This window comes from Xanthomonas prunicola (genome assembly GCF_002846205.1).
GTDB classification, from domain to species: Bacteria; Pseudomonadota; Gammaproteobacteria; order Xanthomonadales; family Xanthomonadaceae; genus Xanthomonas; species Xanthomonas prunicola.
Map to the genome: position 1 here is coordinate 523411 of NZ_PHKV01000003.1, position 15608 is coordinate 539018.

8 protein-coding genes, 1 other RNA gene and 2 pseudogenes are annotated in these 15608 nt (G+C 62.8%); 2 read left to right on the forward strand and 9 right to left on the reverse strand.

All coding sequences use genetic code 11. From position 1 onward, the window contains the following. Positions 1–259: 259 nt before the first annotated feature. The 3 genes and pseudogenes from xopP to XpruCFBP8353_RS24280 all read right to left on the reverse strand — a co-directional run. Positions 260–2413, reverse strand: coding sequence for a type III secretion system effector XopP (gene xopP, locus XpruCFBP8353_RS12315; protein ID WP_101363497.1), 2154 nt, complete (start codon positions 2411–2413; stop codon positions 260–262). A gap of 114 nt (positions 2414–2527) precedes the next feature. Further along, positions 2528–2869, reverse strand: a pseudogene (locus tag XpruCFBP8353_RS24100) (type III secretion system effector XopP); the annotation flags it as partial. Position 2870: 1 nt separating this feature from the next. Continuing rightward, a pseudogene (locus XpruCFBP8353_RS24280) lies at positions 2871–4413 on the reverse strand (type III secretion system effector XopP); the annotation flags it as partial. Between the two features lie 410 nt (positions 4414–4823). On the opposite strand from XpruCFBP8353_RS24280, the gene XpruCFBP8353_RS12325 reads away from it, so the two are divergent. Then, positions 4824–4899: non-coding RNA, sX9 sRNA (locus XpruCFBP8353_RS12325), on the forward strand. Between the two features lie 340 nt (positions 4900–5239). Here the strand turns inward: XpruCFBP8353_RS12325 and XpruCFBP8353_RS12330 are convergent. The 5 genes from XpruCFBP8353_RS12330 to XpruCFBP8353_RS12355 all read right to left on the reverse strand — a co-directional run bounded on the left by XpruCFBP8353_RS12330 (position 5240) and on the right by XpruCFBP8353_RS12355 (position 12626). Beyond that, positions 5240–5965 (reverse strand): AraC family transcriptional regulator, encoded by a 726-nt coding sequence (locus XpruCFBP8353_RS12330; protein ID WP_101363498.1) that lies wholly within the window; start codon positions 5963–5965, stop codon positions 5240–5242. A gap of 132 nt (positions 5966–6097) precedes the next feature. Then, positions 6098–6556: a hypothetical protein gene (locus tag XpruCFBP8353_RS12335; protein WP_101363499.1), complete on the reverse strand. Its 459-nt coding sequence runs from the start codon at positions 6554–6556 to the stop codon at positions 6098–6100. Between the two features lie 343 nt (positions 6557–6899). After that, positions 6900–9020 carry a S9 family peptidase gene (locus XpruCFBP8353_RS12340; protein ID WP_101363675.1) on the reverse strand — a complete coding sequence of 707 codons (2121 nt, stop codon included), beginning with the start codon at positions 9018–9020 and terminating at the stop codon, positions 6900–6902. A gap of 148 nt (positions 9021–9168) precedes the next feature. After that, positions 9169–10014, reverse strand: a complete 846-nt coding sequence (locus XpruCFBP8353_RS12345) for a transporter (RefSeq protein ID WP_101363500.1) — start codon at positions 10012–10014, stop codon at positions 9169–9171. Between the two features lie 641 nt (positions 10015–10655). After that, positions 10656–12626, reverse strand: a complete 1971-nt coding sequence (locus XpruCFBP8353_RS12355; RefSeq protein WP_101363501.1) for an OPT family oligopeptide transporter — start codon at positions 12624–12626, stop codon at positions 10656–10658. Between the two features lie 426 nt (positions 12627–13052). Between XpruCFBP8353_RS12355 and XpruCFBP8353_RS12360 the strand changes: the two genes are divergently transcribed. Continuing rightward, on the forward strand, positions 13053–14450 hold the full coding sequence (locus XpruCFBP8353_RS12360) for a trypsin-like serine peptidase (RefSeq protein ID WP_101363502.1): 1398 nt from the start codon (positions 13053–13055) through the stop codon (positions 14448–14450). Between the two features lie 113 nt (positions 14451–14563). Here the strand turns inward: XpruCFBP8353_RS12360 and XpruCFBP8353_RS12365 are convergent, their stop codons facing one another. After that, positions 14564–15382, reverse strand: a complete 819-nt coding sequence (locus tag XpruCFBP8353_RS12365; RefSeq protein ID WP_101363676.1) for an HDOD domain-containing protein — start codon at positions 15380–15382, stop codon at positions 14564–14566. Between the last annotated feature and the right edge of the window lie 226 nt (positions 15383–15608).

Genomic DNA, 15608 nt, shown 5'->3' on the forward strand with positions numbered 1-15608 from the left:
ATGAGCCGTGCTTCGGCTCGCGCCGACGCTTCCCGGTGCACTGGCGACGGCTTTTGACACTGGCTCGTCCTGCAAGCGGTGCCAGGCAAAGAGACCCGATGCTCCCAGCCTGCGAAGTGCCTCTATCAGATGCTTACCGTTTTCATGTCCTTGCCAGGCCTGCTGCGACCTGACCACTCACGTGGAGTGATCCGTGTAGCGCTGAGGGCGTTTGTTCGGGAGATCTGTTTCCTTGGTGAGGACAGACTGAGCGTCGTGGTTATTGTTGCCCACCAGCGCCAGCTGCCCAAAGCTGGCCCAGCAGCTTCGAGCCGATGGTTGCCCGGTGCACCTTGGCCTCGGTATTTCCGAGGGCGCGCATCATCTCTTCCCAGCGTGGGCCCAGGTTGACCTCCCTGGCCGTCTTCAGGTGGACGGCGGTCAAGTCCTTATAGTGGAGCGCGCGCAGCCCAGCGGGGGTTACCAGTTTTTCGCTATGTACGTGGACGAACCAGGGCGCGGGAATGTCTCCATTTGACTGCGGCGTATGGTCGATACGCACTTCGAATAGCCTGCCACGGTCGCCACGGTCGCCCTCCGAGGGAAGGCGGTTCGGCGCCGTGATGCGTGCCAGTCCATTCATCGCCAACAGGCGCTCCAGATGCGGCGCACGCGGTTGCGGATCGGTCTTGAGCGCATCGGCTTCGCGCCGTTCGAAATCATGCTCGATCCTGTGGAGAAGATGCAGCCGCGTGTCGAGTTGTGCGATGCGCTCGTCTCCTGCACGGAGCTTGCTCTTGAGCTGCAGCAGACGCTCACTCGATCCGAACCAGCCCTGCATGGACGTCCTGGCAAAATCGAAGGCCGTCGCCGCGTCATGCCTGGAGTCGCCGATCAGTCGCTCTACGTCGGTGGTGTCCTTGCGAAGGCGCTTGGCGAGCGCGATGAAATCTCCACCGAGTTCTGCCACCGGCAACGACTCCAGGGGAGTGCCTCTCAGTATTTCGTCGACCTGTTTTTGCACCGAGCTGCGCGCATCCATGACCCGCCGCGCGGGCACTGCCGCCGAGCTGGAAGCATCAGGCATGTGTATGCGTACCTTGCGTGACCTGCTCGATTTGCCTGCCGTCGTTATTGACACGCTTGGTGTTACCGACGCCGGTACTTGTCCGGGCGAAGCCGCTGCTGCGCCAATCAGCTGTCTGTCCTGGACGGCGAACTCACACATGTCAAGAATTGCCTGACGTTGGTCGGCAAGTGCCTGTGCAAGATCGAGCATCGTTGGCCATAGCTGATCTCTGGCATGCCCTCCTTCCTCGATGAGCGCGGCGGCATCCATACACAGCTGCGTTGCCGCTCGGCCGCGCATCTCGGCGTATTCGACAAGCACATTCTTGTGCATGGCCAGCATCTCCGGCGTCAGCGAGTGCTCGGTCGAGAGAAAGCGTTCAATATGCATCTTGGTCAGCTCCGTGAGCGCTCGTCCGACCTTGGCTTCCATGCACCTGTCTACTTCTTTAAGCGCGCGCAGTCGATCTAGCACCTGTGGCATGCGGCAACCACTTGCTTGATCGGAGAGTCTTATTGAATATATTTCGTACAGCACTCCACGAACGGCTTGCATCCGCGTGTGACAAGATTCCATCGTCATCCTGATGATCGGCAGCTGGGCCTTCAGCGAGTCGCACGGTGCCCGATTCGTCATCGGCGACTTGATACGTCGAAAAACCTCTTCCAACGCTGCAATGGCATCAAGAAGATGAGCGCGTAACGCATGCCAGGATTCCGGCTGCTGCAATCGGATGGCTTGGATATCAAACCGCGCAAAATCGCCGCTTTCCGTAAGCACAGAACCCAATTCCTGGGTCAATTTCTGATCGATCCTTCTTTCGCATGACACATAGTTCATTGCTGCGGCTTGTGCGAGAGACGAAACCAATCGATTCTCATGGGCTTCGATGTCGGGGGGTGCCATGCGGCGTTGAATCTTGAGCTCGCTCAGCGCCTGCAAGCCTTGTCGAGCGGATTCGATTGCAGAAGCGCCGGACCTGAGTCTTGCTTCAAGGGATTTTGCGTCCGCCGAATCCCTCGGCGCTACGTTTGTGACCAGGTGATTGAACAGCTGCAGCCTGGACGAGGCCCTGTTCAATACCTCGAACGGATCTGGTCCTCCCGAGACAGATGCCGGGGTAAAGAGCAGCGCGCTGACGTCCCTGACGTTAGCGGATGATGATGCGGGCGCACTGGCTCTGGAAGCTCTGGAAGCTCTGGCCGCCCTCGGCGCTCTGATGGCAAGCCCGCTGAGTTGCGCGGAGGGAGGCCCTATGTCGGTAGGCACGCTCGCGCTTGCCCCCGCATCCTGTGGTGTCGCCGCTGGCTGAGTGGATGACGCGGGATCCACTGGGGTTTGATTGGTCGCTCGAACTCTCGGCACGGTGCATCCTCCGATATTGCCATTTCAATTGCCACACATGAGGCCCAGATGTGCCTGTTCTCGGCAGATGCGAGACCTGGTGGTCTGGGTATGCGACGGGACGTTGACCGGTGGCTATCGCTGCCCACCAGCGCCAGCTGCCCAAAGCTGGCCCAGCAGCTTCGAGCCGATGGTTGCCCGGTGCACCTTGGCCTCGGTATTTCCGAGGGCGCGCATCATCTCTTCCCAGCGTGGGCCCAGGTTGACCTCCCTGGCCGTCTTCAGGTGGACGGCGGTCAAGTCCTTATAGTGGAGCGCGCGCAGCCCAGCGGGGGTTACCGGTTTTTCGCTATGTACGTGGACGAACCAGGGCGCGGGAATGTCTCCATTTGACTGCGGCGTATGGTCGATACGCACTTCGAATAGCCTGCCACGGTCGCCACGGTCGCCCTCCGAGGGAAGGCGGTTCGGCGCCGTNTGGAGTCGCCGATCAGGCGCTCCACGTCGGTGGTGTCCTTGCCAAGGCGCTTGGCGAGCGCGATGAAATCTCCCCGGAGTTCTGCCACCGGCAACGACTCCAGGGGAGTGCCTCTCAGTATCTCGTCGACCTGTTTTTGCGCTGCGCTGCGCGCATCAATCACACGCTGCGCGGGCACTGCCGTCGAGCTGGAAGCATCAGGCGTGCGCGTGCGCGCCTTGCGTGACCTGCTCGATTTGCTTGCTGTCGTTGTCGGCACACTTGGTGTTACCGACGCCGGTGCCTGCTCGGGCGAAGCCGCTGCTGCGCCAATCAGCTGTCTGTCCTGGACGGCGAACTCACACATATCAAGAATTGCCTGCCGTTGGTCGGCAAGTGCCTGTGCAAGATCGAGCATCGTTGGCCATAGATGATCTCTGGCATGCTCACCTTGTTCGATGAGCGCGGCGGCATCTACACACAGCTGCATCCCCGCTCGGCCACGCAGCTCGGCGTATTCGACGAGTACCTTTTTGCACAGGGCCAGCCCCTCCGGCGTGAGCGAATGCTCTGTTGAGGACAGACGTTCGATATGGACCTGGATCACATGCTTGAGCGCTTCGCCCACCTCAGCATGGTGAAGGCTGTCGATTTCTTCGAGCTCCCTCAGTCTGTCAAGCACCTGGAGCAGGCCGCAATCGCTGGCCTTATCGGCAAGTCGCCTTGAATGAATTTCGACGAGCATTCCGCGGACGGTCTGCATCCGTTCATGGCACGATCCCATCATCGCCCTGACGACCGGGAGATGGTCCTTGAGCGAGTCGGGTGGCCCCTGACCTGTCATCGGCGAACTGATGCGCTGGCAAACCTCCTCCATCGCTGCAAGCGCATTCAGAAGATGCCCGCGTAACGCAAGCCATGGTTCCGGTTGCTGCAGACGCATGGCGTCAGCGGACAACACCACCATCTCGACCCTTTGGGTATTCACATGGCCAAATTCGGTGGCCATTTTCTGATCGATCATCTTCTGGCATGCGCCGTAGTGAAGCGATGCGGCTACTGCGAAATGCGGCACCAGGAAATTCTCATGTTCTTCGACGTTGTCGACCGGCATGCGTTTTTGGATATTTAACTCGGCCAGCGCCTGCAAGGCCTGTCGAGCGGATTCGATCGCAGACGTTCCGGACCGGAGTCTTGCTTCCAGGGCTCTGATATCCGATGGTTCTGTCGGCACTACGTTTTGTGCCAAGTCGTTGAAGCGTTTCAGCCTGGATGAGGCCTTGCTCAATACTTCGAAAGGATCTGGCCCTTGCGGAACTGACGGCGCGGCAAAGAGCGCTGCCATGACGTCCTGTGCGTTGGTAGACGATGCCGCTGGGAGATTGGTTCTGGAGGCTCGGCCCAGTCGCCGTGGCCTGATGGAAAGGCCGCCGAGTTGCGCGGAGGGCGTCGTGCTGTCGGCAGACGTGCTTGCGGCTGATCCCGAGCCCGATGGTGTCGGTGCAGTTTGAATCAATTGCGCGGGATCCGGTGGGGCCTGCTTGGTCGATTCAATTTTAGGCACGGTGCATCCTCCGATATTGCCATTCAATTTGCTTGCACACGTCGTCCTGATGTCCCCCAGTCCCGGAATATGCGTGGAACGTGGTGGTGTCGTACACCAGCCCTTGCGAGCCAGCAGCGATGCTTGTTGCCAATGCGTGGCGCAGGGACCGCGTTACCTGTGCCGTGGCGCTCGATCCGCCTGCCTTATCGTGTTGCAAATTGCAGTGCCTGCGTCGCTCGCTGCTGGATCCACCCGGTATTCTTCATCATGCGATTCCAGATGACGTGTGCAGCGAAATCCGTATTGCCGTTTCAACACAAGAAGCTCGACCGACTCAGGTGTCGGTGTGCGTGACATCGCTGCCTTAGAGCAGCTAACAAAACGACGGTACAGCCTCCAGGCGGGCGCGGCCGGTGCTCGGAATCGGCATGTACCAGTCGTACACTCCGGTTACTGCGCGCCGTCCGCACCCACCTGACGACTGCTCGCTATGTTTTGTTAGCCGCTCTTAGTAAACCACCGAATGCTGCGCTGTTCGCATGCTGCGCGAATGCTTGGTGACTGATACGAAGACGACCCGGCCGCGCACGCAGCTATTCAAGGACGAGACAAGGCTATCAAGGCATTTCCCAATAACTAGGCGCCTATCAAGGCCCGTTACCGCGTCCGACGCCCTTTGATGATCGGCACAACGCTCAGGAATCAAGAGAGCACAATAATGTTGCAGACTCGGTGGCCGCCCGTCCACGGCAAGCCCTTGTTTGGAAAACACCTAATCAGGCAGTTCAAGAGATTTTTATGCTCAACTCACGTATTGCGCATGCACGTTGAGATGCCCCACCCTCTACACTGTTTCGGTTGAACACTGCTGCGCACTTGCCAACGCACGATATTCGCGTGGCGTCATGCCCACCGCTTGCTTGAATTGCCGCGCGAAAGCGCTTTGATCGCTGAAGCCGCAGGCATGACCGATTTCGGTCAGGCTCTTGTTTCCATGCAGCAGATGCATCGCCATCTGCAGGCGCAGCTTGGCCAACACTTGTTGCGGCGTCATTTGGAACACCTTGCGAAACGAGCGTTGCAGCTTGGACATCGAAAACCCGGTGATCTCCACCAGTGCCTGCATGCGGACGTTCTGCGCGTAATTGGCATTGAGATACGCCAGCGCAAGCCGCAGCTTTTCATACTGCGATTCGTGCCCGTCCTGCGGGCCCAGATCGCGCGAGATGCCGATGATGCCTTGTACCTTGCCATCGACCAGCAACGGCCGCTTACAGGTGAGACACCAACCCGGCTCGCGGTTGGCGAACAGATGCAGCTCCAGCAGGTTGTCGATCACCTCACCTGCCAGCACCTGCTCGTCCTGATTGGCGTAATTGGCGCCCAGGCCACTGGGATAGACCTCGGCAACACGCTTGCCGATCAGGTCCTTGCGCGATTTCAGCCCCAGTCGCCGCAGCATGGTCTGGTTGACGTGGGTGTAGCGACCCTCGCGATCCTTGACGAAGAACAACACGTCCGGCACGGCATCGAACAACGCTTCCAGATCGGCAGGATCGATGCTCTTCATGCGAGAGGATTCATGCAGTGCAATGGGCTCGGGATCGGGAAAGGCGCATCAACCGCGGCGCGCGATCGAAACAACCCGCCGCCCGCCGCGCCATGATACGCCGCACGCGCGACCGGCCTGCGCCTAGGTGACTCAGCGCGCGTTGTTGCCCGCGTCGACTGCAGCCGGCGCAGCCTTGGCATCCACTGCCGCGGCGGTCGGGTTGCCGATGCGATCCAGCGGCATCTGTCGCGCACTCCAGCTCTGCACCACCGCCGCACCGGCCTGCGAGCCCACCTGCACGCGCAAGCGCGCACTGCCACCGGGCGCAATGAACTCGACTTCGCAATCGCCAGCGGCCATGCAGCTATCGGCCGCAAGTGGATCCACCAGCTGCCAGCCCTGCTCCATCACCGCCTGCACAAACGCGCGATACCCCATGCCGGACTTCAGCGTGGCCGGCAATGGCACGCTCGCATCGCCGCCTGGCTCGGACACAGGCAGAGCCACCGGTGCGTGCGCAGGCGCAACGGCAGGCCGCGATGCGGCGCCCAAGGCAGGACTACAGATCAGAGCGATTGCCCACAATGCGGGGCGGAACGACGTGCGCATGCAAACGGTCCTTGCGATCCTGGCAGGGAACTGGGAAGAGGAAGATGCGCTATTTTGACACGCCTGTGATGCGCTGCGGCAAAACGTGGTTGGGATGCATTGGCCCGTCATCCGGATGGCAGCGCCGCAATGCCTCCAGCGCAAGCGTACTCATCCGCAAGTATTGGATGATCGAAGTAACCGCCTGCAACGCGCCGCGCCGGGATCGCCGCCGCTGGCAGACGTCATCCCAGCGACGGGTAATTTGATGGCGACCATCGCGACTTGCGTTTGCCGATCACCGAGCCGATGGCACCCGCTCAACAACCCGACACGCCGCACCAGGCGGCGTGTCGGTCGCACGTTACTGGCCGATGTGCTGCTTCAGCCAGCTGTTGACGGTGTCGTGCCACAGGATGCTGTTATCCGGCTTGAGCACCCAGTGGTTTTCGTCCGGGAAGTACAGGAACTTGGAATCGATGCCCTTGCGCTGCAGCGCGGTGAACGCGGCCAGGCCTTGTTCGACCGGGATGCGGAAATCCTGCTGGCCGTGGATGACCAGCATCGGCACCTTCCAGTTGTCCACGTGCAGCACCGGATTGAACTTCTCGTAGCCGGCCGGGTTCTGCCACGGCGTGCCGCCGTTTTCCCATTCGCTGAACCACAATTCCTCGGTGGCGTAGCCCATGGTGCGGTTGTCGAACACGCCGTCGTGGTCGACCAGGCACTTCCACGGCTGGTTCCAGTTGCCGGCCATCCAGTAGACCATGTAGCCGCCATAGCTGGCGCCCAATGCGCAGGCCTTGTCGCCGTTGAGGAAGCCATACTGCTTTTGTGCGGCGGCCCAGCCTTTTTGCAGATCTTCCAGCGGGCGGTCGCCCCAGTGCTGGCTGATGGCGTCGGTGAACTCCTGGCCGTAACCGGTGGAGCCGTGGAAGTCGATCATGACCACCGCGTAGCCCTGGCCAGCGTAGGTCTGCGGATTCCAACGGTTACTCCAGCCATTGCCGAAGCTGCCCTGCGGGCCGCCGTGGATCAGGAACGCCACCGGATAGGTCTTGCCTTCCTGGTAGTTGTAGGGCTTGACCACGTAGCCATGCACGGTGTCGTTGTTCCAACCCTTGAACCGGAACTGTTCGTAGTCGCCGAACTGCACATCCGGCAGCAGTTCGCCGGCGCTCTGGCTGATCGCGCGCAGCCCCTGGCCTTGCGTGTCGCTGACGAAGACCTGGTCGCCACTCTTGAGCGAGTTGCGGGTAAACGCCAGCGTGTTGCCGGCCAGCGTCGGTGCATGCACGCTGCCCTCGCCCACCAGCTTGGTCGCCTCGCCGCTGGCGATATCGATCTTGAACAGCGGATGCTCACCGAGATCGTCGGCGCTGGTGTAGAGGCTGCTACCGTCGTCGCTCAGCACGATTTCGCCAGCCGAGCGGTCCCACTTCGGCGCAATCTCGCGCGTCTTGCCGCTGGCCACATCCATCGCCATCAGACCGAAGCGGTCGGCCTCGAAGCCAGGGCGCTTCATCGCGCGGTAGTACAGGGTCTTGCCGTCGGTGCTGAACACCGGGCCGGCATCCCAGGCGGGGTTGGACGCCGTCAGATTGACCGGCGCGGACTTGCCGGTGGCATCCAGGCGGTACAGGTCGAAGTTGGTCTGCCACGGCTCGTCGTTGCCGGTGGGCTTGGCGCCGGTCTTGGCGTTCTTGCCCGCTTCCGGGCCATGCGACTGCGGAATGCGCACGCTGGCGACGACGCTGGCGCCATCGGGCGACCAGGTGTAATCGTCGTTGCCGCCGAACGGCTTGGACGGCGCATCGCCGGCCAGGGTGGCGCTGATCGCCGACGCCCCGACCACTGCTTTTGCACCGGCTGCGGGCAACTCGGCCACGAACAAGGTATTACGACGGCCATCGTTCCAGGTGTCCCAGTGGCGCACGAACAACTGGTCGTACACCACGCCGCTGGCCTTGCTGTTCTTGAGCTCGCCTAGCTTCTTCTTGGTGCAGCCCAGGTCCGAACCGCAGTCCTGGAACACGCCTGCGCTGAAAGCGATGCGCTTGCCATCGGGTGACAGCTTGTAGCTGTCCACATCCACCGCAAACGCGGTGAGTTGCTGCGGGGTGCCGCCGGCCATCGGCTGCGCGTAAAGCTGTTGGCTGCCGGTTTTGCTGCTGAGGAAGTAGACCGTCTTGCCATCCGGCGACAGCGCCGGGCTGTTGACGTTCCAGCCTTCCGGGGTCAGCCGCTTGGGTGGCGACAGATCGCGGGTGCGCAGATTACGCACCCACAGGCTGGTGGCCGGCTTGCCATTGGCGGTCTTGGCCTGGCGCTTGGCGAACAGCACCACGCTGCCATCCGGGCTGAGCGTGGGCGAGGACACCCTGTCCAGCGCCACCATGTCGCGCACATCGAAACCGCGCGCGGCGGCGAGGCTTGGCAGGGCAGCCAGCAAACACAAGGGCAATACGGCGTGACGCAGCTTCATCGAGATCTCCGGCAACGGCAAAACGTCGATGGTAGGCGTTGCTGCAGCACACGCGCAAAGGCAGGAGGTCATGCGGCGCGACGTGGTGCGCCGCGCACTGATGCGCCTCGCCCATGCCGCCTGCACGCGGCACGGGCAGCTGAGCGCTTTAGAAGCGGTGCGACAGGCCTACGTAGACCTGCGTGTCGGGCGTGCGGTCGTTGAGGCCGAAGTTGGCACCCACATCCAGTTGCAACAGCGGGTTGAGCAGATACGACGCCGCGATATCGGCCGAGTACTGCTCGACGGTCTGCGCAGGGTCGCGGTTGATCGAGGACCACAGCTCAACGGCCATCGACAACTTCGGCGTGAGCGGGCGCGCCAGATTGATCACGTTGACGATGGCGACATGCTTGCCGCTGCCATCGCTGTCGGCCAACCAATCCAGTTCCGGCCCGAAGGTCAGCGAGAAGCTGCTGGGCAGCACGAAGTTGACCGGTAGCGCGAGGCCGCCTTCCCAGGTGTCGTTGCCCAGACCGGTACGTGCGGTGGGTGCCTTGACGAACGGCAGCAGCGCCACGCTGGCGGTGTCGCTCTCGTAGACGCGCGCCTTCATGCGCAGATAGAGATCGCCGCCGCCGCTCAGGCTGCTGCGCTCGCCGGTGGCGCGGTCGGTGGTCTTGACCTGTAACTGTGGCGCCCAATTGAGTTGCAGATCGATACGGTCGCTGACGCCGTACTTGAGCGTGGGATTGGTGAAGTAGGAGGTTTCCGTGCGTGTGCCGGGCTGGCTGTCGCGGGTGTAATTGCCGATGTCGGTTTCCAGCTGCCAATCGCCAGCCGGAACGGTGCAGGTGGCATTGGCCTTGGTCGGCCGATCGGTGCAGAGCGCCGCTTCGGTGGCGTCTTGCGCGTGCGCCTGAACTGCGAGGCTGCTCAGCGCCGCAGTGACGATGACGGCGAGCAGCGATGCGGATGTCTTGCGGAAAGACGAGCGCGAGGTGATGGTTGGCATTGCGGTGATTCCAGGGCAAATCGCGGCACAGATCGCAGGACCGTGCAGCGTTGAAGAGTGGGATGTGTGAGGCATTACTAGGCGCTGTATGGCGGCGCTACGCTTGGTCGGCCGTGCCGCAATTGCGGTTTTTCAGGGCGACGTCAGTGCGGTCGCTATGCGATGCATACGCCCACTGCAGAGAAAGTGCGCAGGCTTGCACTGCCAGACACTTGCCTGGCGTTGCAGCGTCACGCACAGCGCGTGAGCGCGCCACGGTCTACAGCGTGGTTGGGATCAGGATCAGTCCAGGCAGGCAGCACTCGTGGCGCACCGTTCGTGCGGGAGACGGCACGATAAGCAGGAGCGGCATAAAGTCGCTATGCACGGCAGCTGTGCAGGGCGTAAAGCCGGCGCAAAGTCGTTCTGATGTGTGTGATGGCAACCGGGCCATCGCAACGTTGAGTCGAAGTGCGTCGTGCGGACGACCAGGCGCCATTGCAGCGCTGGCAGGCGCAACGTGTTTCGCAGTTGCCTTGAGCCAGGTGGCCCACGCAGCTGTTTCTCGATCAATCAGATCGGTAATGGATCAAGCAGCGCATATAACGATACGCGGCTTGCAGATGGCGCATGCAGACCGCATGCGCCATCGAGCATCACACTCAGACCGCCTGTTCGCCGCGCTTGCCAACGCGATACAGCAGCCAGCCGACCAGGGCCAGAATCGCCAGGCCAAACCACTGATTGAGCTGCAACGCAGCCGGCAACGCCAATACATCGGCGCGGCTGGACAGCACGATCGGCACCGCAATGGCGATGCCCATCAATGCCTCGCCGGTGATCAGGCCAGCGGCAAACAGCACGCCCGGACGATGCACGCGGTCGCGGCCGTCTTCGTCGTCGGCACGGATGTTGTGGAAGCGCTCGACCAGATGCGCGATCAGGCCACCGATGAAGATCGGCACCATCAGTTCCAGCGGCAGATAGATGCCGATGGCCGCGGCCAGCACCGGCACGCGGAAGCGCTTGCCGGTGGCCTTCAACCATTCATCCAGCGCGATGATCGCCGCGCCCACGCCGGCACCGATCGCGATCATGCTCCACGGCAACTGGCCGCCGAACAGTCCCTTGGCCACCGAGGCCATCAACGTGGCCTGCGGCGCGCCCAGCGAGTTGGGATGCTGCGGGGTGGCCGGGCCGATGCCGTAGGCCTGGGCCAGCAGGTTCAACACCGGCGCCATGATCAACGCGCACGAGAACGCGCCGATGCCCAGCATCAGCTGCTGCTTCCACGGCGTGGCGCCGACCAGATAACCGGCCTTGAGATCCTGCAGGTTGTCGCCGCCCACCGCCGCCGCGCAGCACACCACCGCGCCGATCATGATCGCCGCCACTGCGCCCAATGGCGCGGCGCCGATGCCCACCGGCACCAGACCGTCCTTACCCAGCAGCAACACCAGCACCGCCGAGGCGAACAGGATGGTGGAGATGGTGATGCCCGACACCGGGTTGTTGGACGAACCGATCAAACCAGCCAGATAGCCCGACACCGACACAAACAAAAAGCCGGCCACGATCATGATGATGGTCATCGGGATCGACACATGCCACTGCTGCACGATGGCCTGATACAGGCCCAGCAGCGGCAAGGTGCACAGCACCAGCGCCACCAGCATCCACTTCATCGGCAGATCGCGCTCGGTCTCGGCAACCACGCCGCCGCCACTCTTGCGCGCGGCGGCAAAGCCGCTCTTGACGCCGGAGAACAGCGATTTGCGCAGCGAGAACAAGGTCCACACGCCGCCGATCAGCATCGCGCCGACGCCGAGGTAGCGGATCTTGGCGCCCCAGATGCCGAAGGCCGTATCGGCCGCCGACGCACCGACCAGGCTCTGCGCCAGGGCCGGGTCCGAGCCCATGAAGAACTGCTGGTACAGCGGGATGGCGATGTGCCAGGACAGGATGGAGCCGGACACCACCACGATGCCGACGTTCAAGCCGACGATGTAGCCCACCCCCAGCAACGCCGGCGACAGGTTGGTGCCGATGTAGCCGACCAGACGGCTGCTGCCCAGGTAGGTGGCCTGCGCCCAGGTGTCCGGGATCACGCGCAAACCGCTGGCCGCAGCCAGCTTGACCAGCGCGCCGATGGCGCCGGAGGCCGCCAGGATCTTCAGGCCCGGGCCGGGATTTTCGCCGGCTTTGAGCACTTCGGCCGCCGCCTTGCCTTCGGGGAAGGGCAGCGGGTCTTCGACGATCATCGAGCGCCGCAGCGGCACCGAGAACAGTACCCCGAGCAGGCCCCCCATGCCGGCGATGCCGAGCACCCACCAGTACTTGAAGTCCGGCCAGTAGCCCATGATCACCAGCGCGGGGATGGTGAAGATCACCCCGGCCGCGATCGACGAACCGGCCGAGGCGCCGGTCTGGACGATGTTGTTTTCCAGAATGGTGCCGCCGCCGAGCAGGCGCAGCACGCCCATCGACACCACTGCCGCCGGGATGGCGGTGGCGATGGTCAAACCGGCGAACAGGCCGAGGTAGGCGTTGGCGGCCGAAAGCACCACCGCCAGCACGATGGCCAGCACGACGGCACGGAAGGTGAGCTGGCGCGGCTGCGCGTCGTGGCTCATTGGGCATTCCCCTGTGGGCAAAAAATCCGTACCACGCTAGCGCCTGGGCCCACCCGAGTCCAGCTGCGGCGCGGCGTGACAGTGTGCGTGCTGTGGCCGGTGGGCTTGGACGCGACCGCAGGGCAGGCCTGCCGGCGATAGCTCGCTGGATCACTGCAGGAAGCTGCCAGATCAGCGCGAAGCAAAGCATGGATCACCCGGAACCGCTAGCAAGTCAGACGTCCGATGGCACCCACCTGCCAGCGAAACGATCAACGGGACAGCGAAGTAAGGGCGCGGCTGCAACGTTGCTCCCTGCAGAGGCAGGCAAGCTGCGCGTGAGCTTGTCCGCACCGACCAAGCGGCGAAGATTCGCCCCCTTCAGTCGGCCCGGATGAGAAGGCATGCTCATGCCGCCACCTGCCGCTCCTGGCCAAAGGGCCTGCCATGTATCGCTACAACGCCTTATATCTCGCCTTGCTTTCTGCCGTTTCCACCCCTGCGCTCGCCGCGCCCCCCACTGAGATGGATGCAGCGCCAGTGAGCGCGGCACCGCAACCGGCGCAACTCGGTGCTGCGAGCCTGCAGTCGGCAGGTTTGCATGGCGGCCTCATGTCCACCCAGGTGGCACACTTGGCGGCCCCCACCGACAAGGAATTGAGCCTGCTGCGTGAGCGCCGCATTGCACAGCTCAACCATGGGCAACCCTTGCAGATCGGCTTTTCGCGTGCGGTCCCGCAGCCGCGGGTGAACCTGGCCGCGCTGGACTGGCAACTCGCAGGTAATGGCACGCGCGTGGCCACCTTGAAGCTCAGCTCTGCAAAGGCGGCCTCGCTCCGTGCGGCATTAGTGTTGCGTGGCGCCGGTGCAACACCGGGCATACCCTCCCAGGTGGTGTTGCGCTTCGCCGACAACGACGGGCATGTCTTTGAGCGCTCCGGTGCCGATTTCGTCACCGCCGGCGATGCCATCGGTTGGTCGCCGGTTGTCGACGGAGAAGACCTGCTGATCGAGATCGCGCTGCCGGCGGGCCAATATCCCGAGAACTTCAGCCTCAACATCCCCCAGTTATCGCATCTGGATATCAGCCCCAGTGCCAACACGCAGGACTTCATGGTCAGCGCCATCGGCAACGCCAGCGCCTGCGAAAGCGATATCGTCTGCCGTGCCCACCCTACTCGCGGCTTTCTCGATGCGTCGAGCGCAGTCGCGCGCATGGTGATCACCGACAGCAATGGGTCGTTCTCGTGCACCGGCACCTTGCTCAATAACGCCAACTCGCGCAAACGTCACCTGTTCTGGACTGCCTCGCATTGCGTCAGCACCCAGAGCGTTGCCAACACCTTGCAGACCTACTGGTTCTATGATGCGGCACGCTGCAACAGCACCTCCGTCAGCAGACAGGCGACCACACTCAGTGGCGGCGCGGTGTTGCGCTATGCCAACTCAACACGCGACATCTCGCTGCTGGAGCTGAGGAGCCCGCCACCGCCGGGGGCGTTCTATGCAGGTTGGAGCAGCGCTGCGATCGGTGCCATCGGCACCCCGATCGTCGGCATCCACCACCCGAACAATGCGCTCAAAAAATACTCGCTGGGCACCGTGACCGCGCTCAAGACCTCCTATGAGGACAAGAGCCCGCTATATCAGGTGCACTGGCACGAGGGCGTCACCGAAGACGGTTCCTCCGGCTCGGGTTTGTTCACCGTGGCAAGGAACGGCGCATACCAGCTGCGGGGTGGTTTGTTCGATGGCACCTCGTCCTGCTCGGCGCGGCGCGATCCCGATTACTACTCGCGTTTCTCGGACGTGTATCCCCGGATTTCCAGATACTTCGGCAAGTAGCTCGTCGATTGGTGTGGCAGGCGACGCATCGCCTGCCACACGATACCGGCAGCCGCTGCCGCTACTGCGCGTGAGCAACAGACTTGCAGCCACCGGCTAGGCGCCGAACAGGCTTAGTGCAGCAACTCGGCAAACGCGCGATCGGCCTCGATCACCTCCGGCAGCGCGGCGAACAAGGCCTCCAGATCCACGCCGTCCATCAGCGGGCCGCGTACCGATTCCAATGCCGCCGGGGTGGCGCCGCCGTGCGCATGCAACGCATCGGAGACCTGCACTGCCTGGGCGACCAGCAACGGCATGCGTGCGCCGTCGGGCGCGGCCGCCGGGCGAACCTGATAGGCGATGGCTTGCTGGATGACCACCGGCAGCTGCCAGCGACGTACCAGCTCGGCGCCGACTTCCGGGTAGCCGAAACCCAGCTGCAGGGTTTCTTCGGCGGCGTGGCCGGCCGATGAGGTGTCGTGATTGATGCGGCTGGCGTAGTCCGGTGCGCCGGACTGGATCAGCAACTCGCCGATGTTGTGCATCATGCCGCAGGTGAAGGCGGTTTCCGGATCCAGGCCGTGCTGGCGCGCCAGCAGGCGGCAGATGCCGGCCACCTCGAAACTATGGCGCCAGAAGGCCTTCAGATCGAAGCCGGGGCCGGCGCGGAACGCACCGGTCATCGCCGAGGCCAGCACCAGCGTGCGCAGGGTGTTGAAGCCCAACCGCATGGCTGCGTCTTCGACACTGGTGGAATCGCGCAGGCCATGGAAACGCGCCGAATTGGCCAGCCGCAACACTTTGGCGGCAATCACCGGATCGCGCTCGATGCTGTGCGCCAGCGTATCGATATCGGTCTGCGGATCGTCGAATTGACGGATCAGGTCCTGCGCCACCTTGGGCACGGTGGGCAAGGTGTGCAACTGGTCGAACAACGCCTCCAACTTCATGATCGCCTCGTGGGTGTAAAGACAAGCCAGCGCGGCCGCGCGGATATGCATGGTGTAGCACAGACCGGTTTGCTGCCAATGACCTGGGGCAGATGCATTCACTCACGCTTGTGGCTACGTGACTCAGGACGTTGCTTGGCCGCATGGCCTGAAACAACCAGCGCAACAAGCGAGCTCGACAATTTACGGGCACACGACCGCATCGATTGCATCAGTGGGCCTTGGC

Coding starts and splice junctions, on each gene's coding strand:
- XpruCFBP8353_RS12330 (WP_101363498.1), bottom strand. CDS start 5,965: ATGAAGAGCATCGATCCTGCCGATCTGGAAGCGTTGTTCGATGCCGTG.
- XpruCFBP8353_RS12335 (WP_101363499.1), bottom strand. CDS start 6,556: ATGCGCACGTCGTTCCGCCCCGCATTGTGGGCAATCGCTCTGATCTGT.
- XpruCFBP8353_RS12340 (WP_101363675.1), bottom strand. CDS start 9,020: ATGAAGCTGCGTCACGCCGTATTGCCCTTGTGTTTGCTGGCTGCCCTG.
- XpruCFBP8353_RS12345 (WP_101363500.1), bottom strand. CDS start 10,014: ATGCCAACCATCACCTCGCGCTCGTCTTTCCGCAAGACATCCGCATCG.
- XpruCFBP8353_RS12355 (WP_101363501.1), bottom strand. CDS start 12,626: ATGAGCCACGACGCGCAGCCGCGCCAGCTCACCTTCCGTGCCGTCGTG.
- XpruCFBP8353_RS12360 (WP_101363502.1), top strand. CDS start 13,053: ATGTATCGCTACAACGCCTTATATCTCGCCTTGCTTTCTGCCGTTTCC.
- XpruCFBP8353_RS12365 (WP_101363676.1), bottom strand. CDS start 15,382: ATGAAGTTGGAGGCGTTGTTCGACCAGTTGCACACCTTGCCCACCGTG.